The 19,878-nt window shown below is 59.3% G+C and carries 12 protein-coding genes; 6 read left to right on the top strand and 6 right to left on the bottom strand.

Annotation, left to right across the window (positions count from 1 at the left end):
• Positions 1-626: 626 nt before the first annotated feature.
• Positions 627-2,087 carry a hypothetical protein gene (locus tag CA85_RS17015; protein ID WP_146392557.1) on the bottom strand — a complete coding sequence of 487 codons (1,461 nt, stop codon included), beginning with the start codon at positions 2,085-2,087 and terminating at the stop codon, positions 627-629.
• 185 nt (positions 2,088-2,272) lie between these two features.
• On the opposite strand from CA85_RS17015, the gene CA85_RS17010 reads away from it, so the two are divergent.
• Together CA85_RS17010 and CA85_RS17005 are read left to right on the top strand one after the other, a co-directional pair.
• Positions 2,273-2,980, top strand: a complete 708-nt coding sequence (locus CA85_RS17010; protein ID WP_146392556.1) for a PTS sugar transporter subunit IIA — start codon at positions 2,273-2,275, stop codon at positions 2,978-2,980.
• Entirely contained in the window at positions 2,961-3,800 is an 840-nt protein-coding gene (locus CA85_RS17005) for a hypothetical protein (protein WP_146392555.1), read from the top strand. Before CA85_RS17010 ends, CA85_RS17005 begins: the two co-directional genes overlap by 20 nt.
• 34 nt (positions 3,801-3,834) lie before the next feature.
• Here the strand turns inward: CA85_RS17005 and CA85_RS17000 are convergent, their stop codons facing one another.
• The 4 genes from CA85_RS17000 to CA85_RS16985 all read right to left on the bottom strand — a co-directional run bounded on the left by CA85_RS17000 (position 3,835) and on the right by CA85_RS16985 (position 10,949).
• On the bottom strand, positions 3,835-5,616 hold the full coding sequence (locus CA85_RS17000) for a HEAT repeat domain-containing protein (protein WP_186775008.1): 1,782 nt from the start codon (positions 5,614-5,616) through the stop codon (positions 3,835-3,837).
• A 5-nt stretch (positions 5,617-5,621) separates the two neighbouring features.
• A complete protein-coding gene (locus CA85_RS16995; protein ID WP_146392553.1) occupies positions 5,622-7,277 on the bottom strand; it encodes an ABC transporter permease in 1,656 nt (551 codons plus the stop codon).
• Entirely contained in the window at positions 7,274-8,326 is a 1,053-nt protein-coding gene (locus CA85_RS16990; protein ID WP_222435469.1) for an ABC transporter ATP-binding protein, read from the bottom strand. The genes CA85_RS16995 and CA85_RS16990 overlap by 4 nt, the downstream gene beginning before the upstream one ends.
• 85 nt (positions 8,327-8,411) lie before the next feature.
• Complete coding sequence (locus CA85_RS16985) at positions 8,412-10,949, bottom strand: hypothetical protein (protein ID WP_146392551.1); 2,538 nt, start codon at positions 10,947-10,949, stop codon at positions 8,412-8,414.
• Between the two features lie 262 nt (positions 10,950-11,211).
• On the opposite strand from CA85_RS16985, the gene CA85_RS16980 reads away from it, so the two are divergent.
• Positions 11,212-15,009 (top strand): CRTAC1 family protein, encoded by a 3,798-nt coding sequence (locus CA85_RS16980; RefSeq protein WP_246112889.1) that lies wholly within the window; start codon positions 11,212-11,214, stop codon positions 15,007-15,009.
• A gap of 124 nt (positions 15,010-15,133) precedes the next feature.
• Complete coding sequence (locus CA85_RS16975; protein WP_222435468.1) at positions 15,134-16,198, top strand: ThuA domain-containing protein; 1,065 nt, start codon at positions 15,134-15,136, stop codon at positions 16,196-16,198.
• A 232-nt stretch (positions 16,199-16,430) separates the two neighbouring features.
• Here the strand turns inward: CA85_RS16975 and CA85_RS16970 are convergent, their stop codons facing one another.
• Positions 16,431-17,273 carry a sugar phosphate isomerase/epimerase family protein gene (locus tag CA85_RS16970; RefSeq protein WP_146392549.1) on the bottom strand — a complete coding sequence of 281 codons (843 nt, stop codon included), beginning with the start codon at positions 17,271-17,273 and terminating at the stop codon, positions 16,431-16,433.
• 574 nt (positions 17,274-17,847) lie between these two features.
• On the opposite strand from CA85_RS16970, the gene CA85_RS16965 reads away from it, so the two are divergent.
• Entirely contained in the window at positions 17,848-18,885 is a 1,038-nt protein-coding gene (locus CA85_RS16965; RefSeq protein ID WP_146392548.1) for an SMP-30/gluconolactonase/LRE family protein, read from the top strand.
• Positions 18,864-19,877, top strand: a complete 1,014-nt coding sequence (moaA, locus tag CA85_RS16960) for a GTP 3',8-cyclase MoaA (RefSeq protein ID WP_146392547.1) — start codon at positions 18,864-18,866, stop codon at positions 19,875-19,877. Before CA85_RS16965 ends, moaA begins: the two co-directional genes overlap by 22 nt.
• Position 19,878 lies beyond the last annotated feature (1 nt).

Genomic DNA, 19,878 nt, shown 5'->3' with positions numbered 1-19,878 from the left:
GCTGCCAAGCACACTAACAACGTCGTCGCATGCCGAGGGTATCGGTGGAGCGTAGCTCTGCTGAGCAAGCCCGTGCTAGAGTGAGATGCTCTGTTAGCGGTTCAAACGCCGGATGAGACAGTGTGGGGCTCTCAGAGCTTCGGATATCTACCAGGGTGGCGAGACTGAACCACCAAAGCTAACCGAGCCGTGCTGGCTGGCCGACAAACAGTGGACTTTGAGTGTCGAAAAAGCTACCCTATTGGTGGTGCCGCTGAGCGTACGCGCGCACTGCAAATTTTCGTTCTGGATATGACAGTACTCAAAAAACCTTCCGCTGTGCTCTGCGCACGCTTCCGTTGGATGGACCTTAGTTAATTCAACAACGCCGCCCACCCGGCCACGGACGCGTCTCGGCTCACTGAACCGACAGCCCTCTTCCCGATAGGAAACTAAGCAACACACGCAGACCGCAAAGAAGATTAGATAGATCAAAGCTGTCAGACACCGCAAAGGCAGATTGGGTAACTGGCCCGCATCTGCACCGGTGCGAAGCGACGTTCAGGCTGATGTTTCCGGTGGTTTTTGCCACGTTCCGACCGCCGGCTCAAAAGTGTTCTGCGAAGCGGCTTTTCTTGACGTGTCTATCAGTACCCGAATCCACCTCGGAACATGAACGCGTTGGACAGCGACTGGTCATCGGGAGAGATCTCATATTCGAGTTCGCGGTTGAACACGCCGCCGATCTCGAAGAAGGCGGTTCGCTGCCCCATGCGGATCAGATCGCTGCGTCCCCATTCCCATCCGAAGACGGCTTCGATTTGGTTGATGTCGACGCGTTCCTCGATTTGACCTGCGTTGGCGCGAGTGATCGTCCAAGATCCGCCGCCGTAGTTGCCCGCGATGTACCACCAGACGTCTTGCGTCCCGAGCGTTCGCCAGTATTTCGCAAATTTGGGCTCGGGGAAGAAGATGTCGTAGCGTGTGTACGGGTTGGGTTGGCAGAGGACCCCACCGGCGGGCAGCATTTTGATGCTTTCCCGATCGAGATAGTAAAGTCCCGCTTTGATCGTCGACGAGGGCGTCAATCGGAAAGCAAACAGGCCTCGGCCTAAGATCCGGATGCTATCCTCATTGAAGGTGTCAAAGTCGGAGAACGCACCGACTCGGACGCCAAATTCCCCTCCCACGATTTGGTTGGGATCGGATTGCCAGCCGAAATCGAGGAAACCGGCGTAGGCATTTCCCGGCAGATCGGCTTGGTGAGAGGGAATGGAGATCGGTCCATCAAAAAGGTACAGCGAAAACGACGGCGCGATACTGAGCGGACGGTTGCTGTAGAGGAAGTTGTCGCAGGTCAAGCCGATCGACACATCGGTCTGGCTGACTCCGAGGTCGTCCTGGCTGTTGCCGCCGGTGACAAAGGTTTGTCGGAATCGCGGCCCACGCAATAAATCATAGGCCGTCATGCCGCTTCCCACCGGCAGCATCGTGTTGCTGTAGACGTCGCCGAAACCCTGAGGGAACAGCGACGTGGGGGCTCCCGACGGATACGCCGAGGGTGGGAAGGTCGGTGTGCCGTAGTTGGCCGGGGGTGGAGTGGAGAAAGTCGAACCGGATCCGTAGGGCATGCTGCCGTTAGTACCTCCACCATAGTAGGGAGATCCGTCGGTGGACGGCCCGTAGATGGGAGGAGCATTGTAGGGCGCGGCGCTGGACGTCGTGCCTCCGAAGGGGGGAACGCTCGTCGCCGGGTAGCCCGCTCCCGAATACACGTTGCTCTGACCACTAAACATACTGCCCGAGAATATTCCACCGAGCAGGCCGCCGTTGGGATACGAAGAGTTTGTTCCCGGCGGAGGCGTCGCAGCAGGGGAGCTGGGGTATGCTGGGGGGCCGAAGGTGGATGACGAGCCCTGCGACGTTGCGTAGGGATCGTATTGTGGGGTCGCCGGTCCGAGACTCCCCGTGGCCGGTGGCAGTGTTTGACCGCTATAACCGTTCGACGGATAGGCATTTCCCGTCGAAGGCGGGCTGATCGGACCCATATTGGTTTGGGGCGCTGTCGAGAATCCGTTCTGAGCGTGGCCGGTTATCGGCACAATCATTGCACCCAATGCTATCGCCACAGCGGGGGCAAGGTCGCGCCAGCGTGACGATTTTCGGTAGCTCGATGCGGTTGGCAAACAAAAACTCTCCCAGTGGGCACGTCGACGTCGGGTCGACATTGCAATAACTTGAGTCGATTTAGCTATTTTCCCAAACATCCGTCAAGAGAAATGTTCAGTTTGCTATGGAAGACCTCGATATCCCCCAACTCGCCGAATATCTTCATGTGACCCCTGACCAGATCACCAAGATGGTCACCCGTGGAAATCTCCCAGGCCGCAAGATCGGCGGCCAGTGGCGGTTCAACGAAGCCGAGATTCATCACTGGCTCGAAGAACGCATCGGTTTGAGCGACCCAGATGAGCTCGACCGCGTCCGCCGTGTGCTGCATCGCCGGGCGGATGCGCCCCCACAGAAACTCAGCGAATTGTGTACGGTCGACACGATCGCCAACCCGCTGTCGGCCCGCACCCGCGGCAGCGTGATCCGCACGATGAGCAGCCTGGCGGCGACGACGGGTATGTTGTGGGACGCACCAGCGATGGCGTCGGCAGTGGCCGAGCGAGAAAAACTGCATCCGACGGCGCTCGATAACGGCGTTGCCCTGCTGCACCCAAGACGACCGCAAACCTCGATTCTGGCCGATTCCGTGATCGGTCTGGGGATCTGCCAGGCGGGACTGCCCTTCTCCGACCGCGGGCAGCTGACCGATATTTTCTTTCTGATCTGCTCTTACGACGACTCCAGCCACCTTCGTATCTTGGCCAAGCTGAGCCGTATTGTCGCCGACGATGCGTTTCTCGAAGGGCTTCGGACAAGCGAGTCGCCCGGGGAAGCGTGGTTGATCCTGAAAGAAGCCGAAGCCGCAGTCGATGAAAACCTCTCACTCTAGCAACCCTTCGCAGCCGGGAGGTTCTCCATCGGGGACGCCTCGTTTTGCTTGCGAATCATTGCTGTGGATCGGCGATCCGGGGCACCCGGACGTCGCGCCCGCTTGGCGTGTCTGTCAGCGCGGGTGCGATTCGATTTCCATGCGGCAGTCCATCGCAGAGTCGCTCGCCGCGCCGCCGCGGCAACCGCCCACGCACGTGTTGGTCGCCCAGACAACGCGGCACGAGCGAGGGATGCAAGCGATCGACGGCCCGGAAATCGCAGCACTGCGATCTCAATTCGCAGACGCCACGACGTTGGTCATCCGCGGTGAACTGGTCGCCCCCACGGTGCGTCTGCCGCCGCAGTCGGGGGCCACCGCACAGTCGGGTGCTCCCCCGTGGGTGGAATCCATTCCACTGAGTGCGGCCCCGGACTACCTCCCACATTGGTTGGCGCCGGAGGCAATTGTCGCGCGGCGTCTGCTACCGGTCGTCGTCGTGGCAGCCCGCTACGCCTTCGCTGAGAGTTTGATCGATTCACTCGCCATGCTGTGCTCTGGCCTTGGAACGGACGAGCCGTTGGTGCAGTGGCAGCGAGATCTGACACCCCGTTCGGCTCGTGGGTTTGCCACTGTCCTATGGGATGAGTCGACGGCCGCTCCGCAGTCGACCGAGCAGTGGCGACAACGCCGGGGGATCGCTCCGCAGTCACGTCACGTTTGGGTCACCGGAATGGCCACAACCCAACAGCGCAGCCGTGCAGTGGATCAGGGTGCTGACCAGGTTCTCGACAAGCCAGGGCGGCTCGAATGTCTGCAAACGAGCGTTCGCTGGGCATAACCTTCCAGGCAAAACGGATTGCTTTGGCCGCCCGCTACGGCTTGGTCGTGGGAATCGGTGAGAGGAACCAACCGGTCAATTCCCGTTGGCGTGGCGGGAACTGGGGTACCGGATCTCCGGTTATCTTTTCGATGGCCCAGTCACAAGCACGGGAGGCGGGGGCTTCGGTGCCTGCTTGTTCTCGCAGATCAGGCAGAGCGGATTCAGCTTCCATACGCCCCAAACTGACCGCGCACATTCGTCGGACCGCTCCCGATTCTGGTTCGAGCGAGTAAACATCGTTGATCCGGCCGACCATGATGGTTACCAGGTCGGCTGGGGGATCATCTTCATGAATCAAGCCGAGTGCCCATGCCGCCGCAGCCCGGGCGTGAAGGCCCAGTGAATAGTTCTTCGGCAGGTACTGCCGCATCAACGGTGCCGCCGGCGCATAGCTCTGATCGCCCATCGCGATGAAGAGGTGGGCGACGTGGTCGGAGAGTCCCGGCATCTCGTCGTTGTATCGATCCGATTGAAAGCCCGCGTGGATCTGTTGTGCATGTTCGAGCATCGCCGGCAGAAGTTCCTCGATCCGCAACTGCGTCAATCCCCACGCCGATGCCACTTTCACTTCCCCGCGTTGGTGAGTCAACAACTCGACCATCCGCGGTCCCGACGCTTTGAAGTCCAGTTTCGCCAGCACCACGGCAGCCTGCTCACAGCCCTGCCACGAATCCTGCCGGAGGACTTCAAACACACGCTGCTGGATTTCGTCCTTCAAATCCTGCTGATCGGCGAGAGCTACCAACCCAGCGGCCACTTCACGCCGTAGCGACGGGTTCTGATCATCGAGCATCACGGCGAGTCGTTCGATGTTTTTTTGTTTCCGTGTTGCGATCATCGAGCGAGCGCAAACCGAGCGTACGGCCGCATCTCGGCTGTCGACGAAACGCGGTACATACTGATCAACTTGTTCCGGGTCGATTCGATAGAGTTGCGAGAGTGCTCCACCCTGAACAGCGAGGTTGGGACTCTCGAGCAGGCTTTTGAATAGCTCAATGGCGTCATCGTCATTGTGACGTTTCAAGAGCTCAATCGACATGATCGCTGCCAAGGGTTGCCGGTAGGTGTCTTCACGCAACAGGGACTGCGCGAGGCCGACAACTTCGGAAGAATCAAGCTGCGACAACACTCGTGCCGCAGCCATGCGGACTCGCGGTGCAGCATGACGCTGCCGGACGATCTCGACGAGTGTAGGTGCGGCTTCCTCTGCCCCGAGCGCACCGAGGCCTTCGATTGCCATCAGCAGTCGATTGCCGCTCGCGGCGGGCGAGCCGATGCGTTGCAGCCAGTGGCTCTTCATCGCGTCGGAGTTCCATGCGCCCAGTGCCGGTTCGATCACTTGCGCGACTGTCCCGCCATACTCGACCGCGGCGTCAGCGAGTCGGTCGGCATCCGACTTGGAATCGATTGCAATCAACGCCTGGGCCGCTGCGCGAACGAGATCGCGGTTCTGATCAGAGGCGTCTAGGATCTGCCGCAACTCGGGGCGCAGTGTCTCCACACCAGCGAGGCCCTGTTGGTGTGCAATCGCCATACTATCGATTGCCATTCGTTGGAGCTCCACCTCGGGTCGCGCCAGTGCCCGCGACCAAAGATCGAGCAAGCCATCAGGAAACACGTCCTCGATTAGTACCGAAGGGAAGCCCGGACGCTCGTACATCACCATGTCATAGTCGGCAAAGGGATCCACCGCTCGGCTCGGCTGAGCCCAAAGCGTCAAAAGGACACCGAGAGCCAGGGCGGAAATCGATCGAAACATCATTGTCAAATTCATGCCGTTCATACCGCGCGTGTCAGCCGCCATACCTTTGCCCCGAGAATGCTAAACATCAAGATCGAAACCCCACCGGCGATCCACCACGCGAGCGGCAAGAGGTCGTAGTTTTCAAACCCGGGGGCACCGATCACGTTCAGCGCCGCCCCGACGGGTGTCAACAGCAGTGCCGTTTCGACGGTTTCATGGCCAAATGGTGCGTCTCGGCCGAGCCACACCAACATCGGCGTCAGGAACAGCGTTATGACCGCGATGTACGATGCGGTCGTGGAGACGGCCGTGGTGCGAAACAGACTGCCGATGGCGGCGCTCACCGCCAAGGCTTCGATAGCAATCGCGACCAAGCAAATCAGTACGATGTTGACCTGCAGCCACATCACCGGTTGAATCAGAATCATGATCAGATAACCAGGCAGCGTCGCCATCAAAACCAACCCGAGCGTCCACAATACGCTGAGCACTTTCCCGTGAATAATCTGCAACGGCGAGAGCGGGGTCAATCGCAACAGTTCCCATCCGCTGCCATCACGCTCGCCACTGATGAGACCGGAGGCCAGGCTCGGGGTGAGCACGACGACCAAGATCACTTGCAGCAACACCATCAGACCGCCAATCGCCTCGACGCCCCACGACGTGGCGCTGGTGGCTGCGGCGAACGTGACCATCACAGAGGCGACGGCGCAGACGGAAATCAGTCGGAGTAGCCACTGGGATCGACCGAATTTTCGGCAGCGAAATTCTTTCACCATGACCGGGTTGAGGTACCATGGAATCCCGCGTTTCCGCCGTTGGGGGTCGACCAGGTAAAACAGCCGCCTGGCAGTCTTGGCAGCCCGCCCGCGATCGTCAGTGATCAATCCCTTAGCCCGGGAGCGATCGAAGATCCGGTAGTTGAATCGCGATAGAGTGAGGGCCGCGAACACACCGCTGCTCACCAGCGTGATGATGATGAATTCACCGATGGCGGATTCCTGCTTCAGCCCGGCTGCCCCGACCCCGCTGTGCCTCATGATCTCCATCACCGCTGGGATCGGAGAAATATTCCGGAGCCAACTCGTTAAGGACGAGACCAGGCCGCCCGCACCGGGAAAGAACGCCGCTGGAATCAGGGTGAGAAAACACAGCGCCAACACAATCGTGTACGTGACCCGCACCCCGGCGTCCGCCGACTGAACGTGGCTGCTGACTAACATCCCGAGCGTCACGTACTGGATCACGAGCAGCGAGAGGATCACGTAGAGCAACCCGAGTTGGCTGGTGAGATGGATGCCACCCATCGCATAACAAGCCGCCGAGGCGGGGAGGCTGCATAACAGCACCAATCCGCTGAATAGTAGGACTCCCGATGTCTTTCCAAAGTAGATCGAAAGGGCGCTCATCGGCGAGTTCAACAGCAGCGCGAGCGTCCCGTCATTCTTTTCGTTGACGACCGACGTCGCCGGGAAAGCAGGGACCAGGAACACAATGCCTGCGAGCAGGCCATACCCGAACACGCGAAACACTTCGAGCGATTGGGTGCCCGTCAGATCGACCGAGGCATCTGCGGGCCAACGCATCAGCACCAAGACAGAAAAGGCGAGCGTCAGGCATACCAACACAACCATTGCCCGAGGCGAGCGCAGGATGCCGTAGAACTCTCGCTGGATCACGGGATTGATCACGCGTCGGCTCCTGTGGCAGATACCCCCGAAGATACCTCGGATGACGCCGGTTTGTCGGCAACTCCACCGTCGCTGCGATCCCCCGCATTGGCGACCGAGAGAAAAGCGTCCTCCAAATCGGTCGCCACCTCGCGGAACTGCGTTATCGTCTCGCCTTGGCTGATCAAGTGTGACAGCAGCGGGGCCACTTCACGATCGTTGAGGTGCGTCGAAAAGCGCACCATCATTTCGGTCTGCGCGCACGTCACGGCTGTGTCGTCATCGTCGACCGTGTGTTCCTGCAGCCAGCGACGGACCGTTTGGCCCACCCGCTCGACTTGATCGCCCGAGATCAACATGATTTCGAACGTGCGTTTTTGCTGGACGTCACGCATGATCTCGTCGAGCGTCCCAAACGCCCGCAATTTGCCTCGGGTGATCATCGCCACCACGTTACAGATCCGAGCCAGTTCGGGCAGGATATGGCTGGTCACGATCAGCGTCTTTCCCATCTCGGAGAGTCGCAAGAGCATCACTCGCATATCGATCCGGGCCTGGGGGTCGAGACCATTGGCGGGTTCGTCGAGGATCAGGACTTGAGGATCGTGCATCAGCGTTCGCGCGATCGCCACCCGCTGCTGCATGCCGCGACTGAGTGCATCGACATACAGATCGTGCATGTAGGTCGCTCCGGTAATGTCGAGCACCTCGTCGATGCGTTTGATCCGATGGCTGCGGCCGATGCCATAGGCGGCACCGAAGAAATCCAAGTATTCACTCACCCGCATGTTGTGGTAGCTGCCAAAGTCGTCGGGCATGTAGCCGACGAGCCGCTTGATCTTGTGAGCGTCATTCAAGCAATCCGCTCCCGCGATCGTTGCCGTGCCGCTGGTCGGTTTCGACAGCCCCACGAGAATGCGGATGGTCGTGGTTTTGCCGGCTCCGTTGGGGCCGATGAAACCGAGGATCTCTCCCTTGCCGACGCGCATCGTCAGCGCATCGAGCGCTGTGAAATCGTCATAGCGTTTGGTCAACGCCTTCGTTTCGACTACCGTTTCTGAGCTGCTCACGGCAATGGGGTTCCTCTGGGCGGATGGGCGGATGGGCGGATGGGCGGATGGGCTCGCTCGGGGCTCCGAGTCGATAGGAAATCGGTCACTGCATCGTGGCATCAAAATCAACCTGGACGTAATCGATCGTCCAGGTGCTGCGATTCGGGGCGTTGGCGGCCGCGGTGGGAGAGGATGTCTCCTGCTGTTGGCGAGCCAGTTCCTCTTCGCTTTCGGAAATGGCCAAAGAGAGAACGAGTCCCCCTCGATCATTCAACGTCAAATGAGCGGGATCGACGATGTCAAAGCGGAGGATCCCGGTGGGGTTGGATTGCTGATACACCGACTGGAACTCGTCGCCGACAAGAGCCTTGATATCGAGTGTGCGAGAAGGAGCATTGATTTTAATCGTGACCGATGCCCGGCGAAGTTGGCAGGGCAACATCTCGGCCGGCATCATGCACTGCAGTTCCGGTTCGCTGGCTTGGTTCATCTCCAACCATTGCCCGGTCCGGGCATTGTAGATTGCCGTCATGCCCCGCGAACCCGCGTAAGGTTCAATCTGCACGAATGTCGCTGGGACGTGGAATTCCGTTCCCGACGGAGCCGGCGCCAGCTCGATCGGCAAGGACGCTAGCGCCGAGCCACGCTGTTGAAAATCAGCAGCGAACTGGGCACCGGAATCGACTGGCTCGGTCCATGCCAATAGCACGGGATCGTTACCAAACGGAGTCGCGTGCTCAGCGAACATTTCACGCAGGAGTTGCTGGCGAGCACGCTGGACATCGGACACGATCGCCGCATCGATGTATTGGTCCGGTGCGAGCACAGCATCATGACCGCTTGGCCGCACGGCGCCGGTTTCGGGATCGACCGTGATCGCGAGTGCAGAGCGTGGTTCGGCCGCAACGATTGCATCTGCAATTTGGTTGGCAGGCAAGCCCTGCACGGTGCCCTCAAACCCCTGGTCTGAAAATGTCCCCTGTACCGACCAAGGTGGTGAGAACTCGACGGACGTGCGAGTCTCGGCGTGCCGCACGGCACCGGGCGGCTGATCAACGAACAGCCATTTCGAACGACCGCTGTCGTCCCACAACAATCGTTGGATCTGGCCGCTTGCTTGTTCCTGTTTAAGAGTCGTCGTGCTGTCTGGAGAGGACACAAGCTCGAGGGGCTGCGCGTCTTGACTGTACACGGCCGCGACCGAATGGAGATTAACCAACGGATTGCCCGGTAGGTTGCGAATGACCTGGCTGACTGCGACTGTCGAGGGAACAGCATTGGATTGGCGTTGCCCCATTACCACCAAGGCACCCGCAGCCAACAACGAAACGACCGGGACGATCGCAGCGAGATACTGCAGACGCTGGCGTCGTGCCAACCAAACTCCTGCGGCGGCAATCATCAGTAAATGCAGCCCCAGCAATATTGCGATCCGGTGGCGTTGGGGGATCGAGTACCCAATTTCATCATCAGCGAAGGAGGTCAGCCTCGCGGTTGGTTGCGGCTTGTTCTCGCGGCCTGCAAAGAAAAAACTCGAGATGTTCGCGTAGGGTAACAAGGGAGCGCCATCTTGCATCCATCCCCGAGCACCAACTGTGGTGAACAACACGCTGCCGCGACCGACTTTTTTGATAAAGGCGGCGGGCCAATCGTCGACCGTGCAGAGCACGTCGGCACTGTCGGTGAAGACACGCACGAATTCAACGGGGCGTTCAGAACTCCATGCGTCGATGGTTGGCCCCGCGCCGCTGTGGGTAACGTCAACGGTTTCAAACTCGATCTCATTGAGTTCTACGCGATCGACAACGCTGTAGCACATCGCGTCGCCCAGGAGCATGCGGGCCGCCTCGGGGCTGACCTGGTCCGTCATCAACCAAACCTGGCCCCCTGCCTGCAACCAACTCTGCAGCCGCGAGAGCGCCAGTGTATCGTTCAAGATCCGATCGCTGGCGATGACGATTTGATCGATCGCATCGAGGCCGACGGGCGAAGCGGGTAAGAAATGACCCTGGACATGGACCATCCCTTCGACACGGTTGTCTTGGACCTCGATGTCGCGTCCTGCATTGACTACATCAGCGATCTCTTCATTCCGCTCGTTGCCGGCCTGATCAGTCGCGGCAACCTGATCAAGAATGATCGCTGCGCGAGACTGTTCCTTTGACAACAGCAACGATCGGCTGGTTTTCGGCATGCCGACCGGGTTGTCTTGGAACTGCTCGACTCCATCCGCCGAGTGCCGAATCTGCATCGATGTGAGATCGAGAAGAGTTTGATCCGGAGCGATGTCGCTGGGGATCGGAACCGGCATCCATGCGATGCGACTCGCCCCTGCGGGCAGCCACACGCGCCGGGCGTACTGCACGCTGGCATCTCCGTCGACGCTCACCGTCACGGTTTCTTCGCGGTCCTGATCGGTGGGATTCGAGCCGCCGACCGCCAACATGGCCCAGCGTCCCGGCACGTGGCGCTGCATTCCCCCCGGCCCCACTCCAAGTTGGATCGTGGGGGCGGATGCCTCGCCGGACTGTTTTTCCGTGCTCGCTTGTGCCGACGATGGAGGGGCCTGAGCGTGAGTCGGTGTCGCTCCAAAGAGCAACACGCAACCGATGATCGCGGCGAGTGAATGAACCGGATGCATAGGTGAGTGGGTCGGCAATAAAAGGCTTCACGGGAACAATCGGAGCCGCCAAGGTAGCCGAGATCACGCCGCAGAAAAAGCAGGGCCCAGCGGGTAGCGAGGCGATGACCGTAGCTGGCGCGGCGCCGACCTACGGTTATTCTTGCAGAACCCTTGCCTCTTCGAATCTTTGCGAGGTACTGATGTATAACTGACTGCGCGAACGGTTCACGCTCAGCTTCTGCCCCTCCTCCCAATTTCCATTCGGCCAATGGAAGGCATCATGAACGATCCAACCCCGAGTAAATCGCAAAAACCCGAAACGCGGCAACCGCGTTGGAGCTTCGGTTGGGGTGTAGCGGCTATCGTCGTGGCCGTGTTGTTGGCGATCACCGCCTGGATCCTGCTCCGCCGTGGCGAGGACGAGGCAAGGCAAGCGCCAGCGGATGCCTCCGCGACCGTCGCGCAATTGGAAGTGCTGCGTTCGGCCCTCGCGGCGACCGAGAACCTCGACTTGCGTTCGGCGGACGAATCCTGGTCGACGCTGCACCAGCAGTCTCCCGAAGATGCCTCGATTGCGCTCGACCGGGCAATCAACCGGGTGTTGCTCGTCGATGACTTGGCCGCGCAAGCCAACAACCCTGCTCTCGACGCCGAGGCCAAAACGTCGGTTCGATCTCAACTGCCCAAGGCGATTGCGGCGGCCCGCGATAGCGTCGACGATGCCGCTCGAGTTACCGAAGACCAGGTCACGCCCTTGTGGCTGCAAACACGCGTGGATCTGCACGAAGCAGCGTTGCTACCCGCCTCGATGACGAAGAGTTTGCGGCGTGAAATCATGCAACGCCTCGTCGCAGCGGTGCAGGGAGAGATGGGGGAAGACCCTCGCAGCATGATCCTGGGCGGCTCCTTGATTGAAGTCCTCCTGCAGATGGAAGACCCGATCGATGGGTTGCCCGAAGATGTCCGCAGTACAGCGAGTCGTACACTGGCGACTCTCTCGGATCAGCATCCCGACAATCTCTTCTTTGCTCTGCGTGCGGCTCGCTTGAATATCGAATCCCAGCAGCAGCAGGCGGCGAAATACGCGCAGCGAAGTGCTGAGTTAACGCGTGCCATCGAGCCTTCGCTGGCGCGGGATATTCGCGCCCTCGGTGTGACGCCCACGGAACTCGTCGGCCAGATCACGTCTGCCATCGATGCTGGGCAGTGGCCCGATGCCGATGCGAGCATGATGCAGTGGTTCAATGTGCTCAATGGGACCGAGTTGGTGAAAACGGACCGCCGCCGCGCCTCACCGCATCCGCTCGATCGGCTCAGTTTCGACACACTCCGACGGCTGTCGGCGGACCTCGAGGCTGTCTCGCCCATTCAAGAGGGATCGGAGCAAGCGACGTTTTCGGTGCGTCCACTGGGGAGCGAGGATGTCTCGATTATCCAGTCGATCGATTTCGATCTCGATATGGACGCCGATATCATCACACTTACTTCCGCTGGGCGGCTACAGCTCTGGCAGAATGACGGCGGCGACTCCTGGTCCGCGGCAGGTGAACTGGCGCTGGACATGGAGGCCACCGGGATGATCGCGGCGGATATGTTCGTCGTCGACAGCAGCAGCCCTCAGCGGCTGCGCAGCGGAGAATCGACTGCGGGTCGCCACGATACTTTTTTGAATCTGGTCGTCTACGGAGACGCCGGTGTGAGGATCGTGCGAATCGACGGACGTGAGAATCTTGACGACCAAGAAGATCGCCTGGCCGTGGTGAGCGAGGAAACAGGGCTCGAAGAGGTGCGGTCGGTGACCGCGGCCGTCGCGGGCGATTTGGAGGCGGATGGGGATTTGGATCTCGTCCTGGCGACGGAAGAGGATGGGGTGAGAATGTTTTGCAATCGCGGCAATCGAACCTTCTTTGAGCTGCCAGGGAGCTCCGATCGCTTCGCCGGCGGTGACCCGGTCACGGCGATGGCGATCGCTGACATCGACCGCGATCTGGATTTGGATATCATCACGACCCAGGCCGCCTCGGGACAGGTCGGGATACTGGAGAATCTGTTGCACCTGCAGTTTCGCGCCCGAGCGATCCCCGAGATTCCCCCGGTGCCGGGCGCGTTCTTCGTCGCTGTCGAGGATGTCGATGCCAACGTCTCGTGGGACCTGATCGTCTCCGGCCCGACCGACAATACGATCGTCTATTCCCAGACCGCGGACGCGGGAGCATGGACAGTCGATCGGGTGGAGAGCTCCGCGACGCAGTCGCCTGCGGAAGCGATCGCGGTAGCCGATATCGATAATGACTCGTGGCTCGAGATCATTCGCTGCACGGCGGGCGAGCTGATGATGTCACGAATCGGACCCTGGGGGTTTGGAGATTGGACGCCCGTGGTCAGCGATTCCGATCAGGCCGATGTCTCAACGATCGCGACGGGTGATTTCAGCGGCGATGGGACCATCGACCTTGCCGTGGTCAACAATGCTCAGGCTGAGGTGTGGGAGAACCGCATCGAAAACGCCGCTCATTTCCTGGACGTGCGATTCAAAGGGATCGACGACAACGCTAGCGGGCGGGTCAACCACTTCGCAATCGGCAGCGTCCTGGAGGCTCGGTTTGGGCCACACTACCGCGCCCGTATCGTCACCACCCCGTCGACGCACTTCGGCATCGACGGCTTCGAACAGGCCGACAGTATCCGGGCCATCTTGCCCAATGGACTTACCCAGACGATCCGCAATCCGCCGGTCGATATGCTCGTCGAAGAAGAGCAAACCCTCAAGGGTTCTTGCCCCTACCTGTATGCGTTCGATGGCGAGCGGTTCCGCTTTGTAACCGATTGTCTGTGGGCGGCGCCGTTGGGATTGCAGGTCGCCGATGGAATCGTTGCCAAGGATCGACCGTGGGAATACCTCAAGATTGACGGTCGCGAGATCCGGCCTCGAGACGGGCGTTATGAATTCCGCATCACCGAGGAACTCTGGGAGGTCGCGTATTTCGACGAAGTCAAACTGACCGCGATCGATCACCCCGCGAACGTAGAGGTTTGGACCAATGAAAAGGTCGGTCCTGGTCAAATTGCCACGCCTACCATTTTTGCCTTCGCCGACACTCAGCGGATCGCACCAACCCTAGCGGTCGATACTGAGGGTCGTGACGTTACCGAGAAACTTGGGGCAGCCGACCGGGAGTTCGTTCAAGGTTTTGACCGGCGTCTGCGGCAAGGTTTATGCCCACCGCACTGGATCGATCTCGACTTCGGTGACCTCCCCGGCGACGCGGCCGAACCGGCGTCTCAAGACAAGGTCTATTTGGTTCTCACCGGTTGGATCATGCCGACTGATACGTCCCTGAATATCCAAATCGACCAAAACCCCGAACTGTCTGCGATCGAGTTCCCCTCCCTCTGGGTTCCCGACACCGAGTCGCCTGAAGGCTGGCGAAACGCGATTCCCTTTATCGGCTTCCCGGGAGGGAAAACGAAAACGATCGTCGTCGACGTCAGCGATGTGATCTCCCGGGATGATTCCCGGGTGCGAATTCGAACTTCGGCGCAGATCTATTGGGACGCCGCCGAACTCGTCGTCCAAGAGACCGCTGCGGAGTACATCGAACAGCCGCTCGCCTTGGAATCGGCCTCCGTCGGTTTTCATGGTTTTTCCAGTGCAGTGCGGGCCGACCCAACGCATCCGGAGACCTATCGGTATGACGACGTGTCGGAGCAACCACGCTGGCCACCGCTGCGAGGCAAGGTGACCCGGTTTGGGGATTGTCTGGAACTCCTGCGCGACTGGGATGACGAGATGGTCGTCATTGGGGCGGGCGATGAGATTCGCCTGAAGTTTGCAGAACCCGACCAGGCTCTTCCCGAAGGTTGGGTTCGTGACTTTGTGATGCACAATGTCGGTTGGGATAAAGACGCCGACCTCAACACCCTTGCTGGACAACAGATTGGCCCGCTGCCCTACCGGGAAATGAAATCCTATCCGCCGGGGCCCGATGGGGCTGCTCAGAGCGAGGCCCGCTATCAGATCAATGCGGATCACCTGCAGCGAACCCAGTCCTTTCGCGAGTTCTGGGCTCGTGAATGATCGAGCACTTTCTGTAGCAGATCGAACCCATCCCAGTACGATCGCAGCAACTTTGAGGTAGGATAGGCGATTCTAAACCGTGAGCCGCTCGCTCACCGATCCGACCTCCAACCGAGAGCTCTCCATGAAGATGATTTCAGCGTGGATGCACACACGCGCCAGCATGCTTGCTGCCCTGGTATTCGTCTGCGGCGTCGTCCAGACCGCTCAAGGCAACGACTCCACGCTCGTTTTTACGCCGCCGGCGAAGCCGATCGGGGACATCGTGCTGGTGTCGGGCGACGAAGAATATCGCAGCGAAGAGTCGATGCCCATGCTGGCCAAGATCCTCAGCCAACATCATGGATTCCGTTGTACCGTCGTGTTCTCGCATTCCGAAGACGGCAGTTATATCGACCCCAATAATCCAACCGGCTTGCGAGGTTTGGAAGCACTCGATGACGCTGACTTGATGATCATCGCCACGCGGTTTCGGACTCCCGGTGAAGACGAAGCAGAGCACATCACCCAGTTTCTCAACGACGGCAAGCCTGTCATTGGCATGCGTACCGCCACGCATGCCTTTACGGGAAAGGGCAGCTTCGGCGACAAAATCCCGTTTGGAAAATGGGGGCGCCAAATCTTAGGTGAACAATGGGTCAATCATCATGGCGGCCATAAGCGTCAGGGTGCCCGCGGGGTCATTGAGGATGCCAATGCGGAACATCCCATCCTAAATTCGGTCGCAGACGTCTTCGCCCCCAGTGACGTATACGGAGTGACTCACCTGACCGACAAGGATCAGATTCTCTTGCGAGCGGCGGTCACCGAATCTCTCGACCCCGATTCCGAAAACGTGGACGGCGAGAAGAATGATCCCATGCAGCCATTCGCCTGGTTGCATCCCTACGAAGCTCCCAACGGTAGCGAAGGTCGGTCCTTCGCGACCACGGCAGGTGCATCGGTCGACTTGGTCAGCGAAGATTTGCGAAGGATGATCGTCAACGCGGCATTCTATCTCACCGGGCACGATGTCCCAGCGAAGGCGAATGTTGATTTCGTCGATCCCTATCACCCAGCTTTCTACGGGTTCATCCGCGAAAAGAACTTTTGGAAGAACGCCGATCTCCAGCCGAGTGATTTTGGTTTAGGTCAATCGACCGACATGCCTGATCCACCGGGCAGTCCCGAGTGGCCCTACAGGGATTGAACGCCTGTCCGTCCGAGAACACCTCTCTCGGGAGTGGTGTTGAGAGCGACGAGCGAGCGATTGCTGAGGTAGTGAACTCAAGGAAGATCCCGTGTTAGGCGGGATCTTTCTCACGCGGCCAGCTACCTACATGTTCCTCTTCGTAAGCGGCGTTTTCGAAAATAGCCGGACGCTCTTTTGAACGCGGGGAGCAACGCCGGAAACGTCTGCCAGTTCTGAGAAGGTCGCTTTGCTAGGTGGTCGCGACCTTGTGCATCGCCGCTTGGGCGACCTTGACGCATTGGCGGATGTCGGCCAGCGGATTGCTGGGGTTTTCTTCGTACTCCAACGAGAGGGCACCGTTGGCGGGGAAGCCGACTTCCTGCATCGCGAAAAAGACACCTTCGACATCGAGGTGTCCCTTGCCCAAGACAACGCCTTCGGTGCGTTCTTTCATCTCGGCAAAGTCTTTGAGGTGGACTCCGTAGAGACGCCCCTTGAGCGAGCGGATGACATCGGTCGGTTGCTCGCCGGAGCGAATGTAGTGGCCGAGATCAGCACAGGCACCGATCCGTTCGTCCCGCCCCTCGATCGCTCGCAGCACATCGATGACACGGTTGTAGCGGGCGGCGGGACCATGATTGTGAATCGCAATCCGAATGTCGAACTCCTTGACGAGTTCGTCTAAATTGTCAAAGGAGTCTGTGGTTGGGTCAGCCGTGATCGTGGGGATGCCGAGCGCCTTGGCGAATTCAAATATCTTGCGATTCTTATCCGAGTTGCCCCCGAGTCCATTCACGCCATGGGCCGAGATCGACAGACCGAGGTCGGCGACCTGTTTTTTCATCGCTGCGATCTGTTCGGGTGTCGAATCGACTGGAAGCATTCCGCTGTAAAACTCGACCTGCTCAAACCCGAGGTCAGCGGCATGTTGCAATGCCTCATTGACGTCATAGCCACGCAGTGAATAGAGCTGGATGCCGAGCTTTGGCTGCGCGGCATCGGCAGCGAAAACACGGCGAGGCAAGGAGGCTGCGGCAGCCGTCGCGGCAGCTGCTGCGAGCCATTGACGCCGCGAGAGTGACATAGAATTCATAAAAAGTATCCTGGGGGGGAACTGGGTTCCATCTGGCTGTCGATCCGATCGATTCCGCAATCAACCATCACGAGCTTGCAAGGAATGGGAAGCTAACCAAGATAGCTCGACGGCATGCTGTTGACAGCCATAAGGGGAGAATTTCGGTTCATCCGACGGAAGCGTGCGCAGAGCACAGCGGAAGTTTTTTTGAGGCATGGCTCTCGTATCCAATGATCGTTCAAAAATGCGTCCCTGACGAACAAACGCTCGCAAGAGACAGACAACACCATTGGCGTACCGCTTTTGCAGGGAAACGCTGGCGACCGAGATATCCCTTGCCAAGCCAGCAGCTCTGCAGAGCTCGGCTCCGTTTCTCCCGGCAGTGCCAGTCTAACATTGATAATCACATCCCACAAATAAATCCTTCGATACTGGAGCCATGCCTTGAAAACCTCGGGCGCACGCTTCCGTCGGATGAGCCGGAATTTCTGGCATTCCCTTGCCGTCTGGGGGTGCCTCTACAGTTCTTGCTCGCTGGCTGTTATCCTGGCGGGTCCTGCCTGGTCACACCCCACCCACCGAGAGAAACCGCATGAAGATAATTCCGTCGTTATTGGGCACTTGTGTGTTCGCACTGTCGGCCCTGTTAGTCAGTCCCGCCCGCGATGCCGAGGCGGAATCCCCACGCATGATCGGACGCGTCGAAACGCTCCAACCAGAACTGGAGAAGTTCTTCGCGCCGGACGCCAAAATGGAAGTGCTCGCAGGAGGATTTACCTGGACCGAAGGCCCGCTGTGGGTGCCTAGCGGATCGCAGGTTGACGGATGCCAAAGCGATGCCGGCTGCCTGCTGTTTTCGGACATCCCTCGGAACACCATTTTTCGTTGGACGCCCGGTCAGGGTATCGACACTTTCCTCACGCCGAGCGGCTACACCGGTGTCTCCTATTATGGCGCCGAGCCGGGTAGCAATGGTTTGGCTCTCGACCCCAGTGGTCGTTTGACGATGTGTGAGCATGGTGACCGCCGGCTCTCGGTGCTGACCAGCGGCGGTGGCAAAAAAACACTCGTCGATCGCTTCGAAGGCAAGCGGCTCAATAGCCCTAACGATCTGGTCTTCGATCGAGCCGGAAATGTCTACTTCACCGACCCGCCCTATGGCTTGCCCCGCCGCGAAAAGGACGATCGTCGTGAACTGGATTTTTGTGGCGTCTATCGCTTGTCCACCGACGGTGAACTGAGCTTGCTGACCACCGAAATGGTGCGTCCCAATGGCATCGGGATTTCACCCGACCAGGAAACTCTTTACATCGCCCAAAGCGATGGCCAGCGACCTGTCGTCGTTGCGTTCCCAATCCAAGCCGACGGCAAACTCGGGCCGCTACGGGAACTCGCCAACGCCAAGCGATTCATGAGCGACATGCCCGGTGCTTTTGATGGCATGGCGGTGCATTCCTCTGGGACGCTGTTCTGCAGCGGTCCCGGTGGGATCTACGTGATCACTCCCGAGGGTGAATTGCTCGGACGAATGATCACAGGCGGACGCGTCAGCAATTGTACGTTCGATCAAGACGAAAAATGGTTGTACATCACCGCCGATAAAGAGCTATGTCGAATCAAAATGGAGTAGCCGCCGGCTCCGCTCTCGTAGATCGTTTCGGGCGCGTCCATCGCAGTTTGCGAGTCAGTGTCACTGACCGCTGCAATTTGCGTTGCACGTACTGCATGCCCGAGCACACGCCGCAGTATCAGCCGCGCAGCGAAATCTTGACGTTTGAAGAGATCGTTCGCTTTGTCCAGATCGCGGTCTCACTTGGCGTTGCCGATGTGCGCTTAACCGGTGGCGAGCCGCTCGTCCGCGCCCAACTGCATCGCCTCATCGAATCGCTATGTCGGATCGAGGGTTTGGACAAGGTATCGGTAACGACCAACGGCGTCCTGCTCGAGGACCAACTCGATGATCTCCTCGCCGCTGGACTCCGGCACGTCAACGTGAGCCTCGATGCACTCGATGAGGAGACGTTCCGAGCGGCCACCCGCCGCTCGGGATTGCAGCGTGTGCTCAGCGGGATTGACGCCGCGGTGCAGGCGGGCATGAACGTCAAGGTGAACTCGATCGCCATGCGAGGGCTCACTGAACATCAGATCGTTGCCTTCGGAAAATTCACCAGACGGACGGGAATCCCTGTCCGCTTCATCGAATTCATGCCGCTCGATAGCGACGGGAACTGGGACACCTCCGCGGTGTTCTCGGGCGATGAGATTATCGCGATGTTCGAACGTTTGGTCGGGCCGCTCGAGCCAGTCCAACAACGGGGGTCGGCCCCGGCTGCCGACTATCGTTTCACCGACGGGCAGGGAACCGTAGGTGTGATCGCCTCGGTGACGAAACCCTTCTGCAACACCTGCGACCGATTTCGCCTGACCGCTGACGGGCAGCTGCGAAATTGCTTGTTTGGTGAAGACTCTGGCGATGTCCGTGAGTTGCTGCGAAGCGATGCGAGCGATGAGAGAATTATCGCGGCGATGCAGGAATCCGTGAAATTGAAAAAACGTGGGCACGGGACGGATGATCTGTCATTCCTCCGCCCATCACGCCCCATGCATGCGATCGGAGGTTAGG

The sequence above is a fragment of the Allorhodopirellula solitaria genome, from assembly GCF_007859855.1.
Taxonomy (GTDB): Bacteria; Planctomycetota; Planctomycetia; order Pirellulales; family Pirellulaceae; genus Rhodopirellula; species Rhodopirellula solitaria.
The sequence above is the reverse complement of the archived record's forward strand: the minus strand, read 5'-3'. Positions and strand labels throughout refer to the sequence as shown.

Bases quoted from the DNA above. Each gene is read 5' to 3' on its own strand.
- CA85_RS17015 (WP_146392557.1), bottom strand. From the start codon at position 2,087: ATGATTGTGCCGATAACCGGCCACGCTCAGAACGGATTCTCGACAGCG.
- CA85_RS17010 (WP_146392556.1), top strand. From the start codon at position 2,273: ATGGAAGACCTCGATATCCCCCAACTCGCCGAATATCTTCATGTGACC.
- CA85_RS17005 (WP_146392555.1), top strand. From the start codon at position 2,961: ATGAAAACCTCTCACTCTAGCAACCCTTCGCAGCCGGGAGGTTCTCCA.
- CA85_RS17000 (WP_186775008.1), bottom strand. From the start codon at position 5,616: ATGAATTTGACAATGATGTTTCGATCGATTTCCGCCCTGGCTCTCGGT.
- CA85_RS16985 (WP_146392551.1), bottom strand. From the start codon at position 10,949: ATGCATCCGGTTCATTCACTCGCCGCGATCATCGGTTGCGTGTTGCTC.
- CA85_RS16980 (WP_246112889.1), top strand. From the start codon at position 11,212: ATGAACGATCCAACCCCGAGTAAATCGCAAAAACCCGAAACGCGGCAA.
- CA85_RS16975 (WP_222435468.1), top strand. From the start codon at position 15,134: ATGAAGATGATTTCAGCGTGGATGCACACACGCGCCAGCATGCTTGCT.
- CA85_RS16970 (WP_146392549.1), bottom strand. From the start codon at position 17,273: ATGAATTCTATGTCACTCTCGCGGCGTCAATGGCTCGCAGCAGCTGCC.
- CA85_RS16965 (WP_146392548.1), top strand. From the start codon at position 17,848: ATGAAGATAATTCCGTCGTTATTGGGCACTTGTGTGTTCGCACTGTCG.
- moaA (WP_146392547.1), top strand. From the start codon at position 18,864: ATGTCGAATCAAAATGGAGTAGCCGCCGGCTCCGCTCTCGTAGATCGT.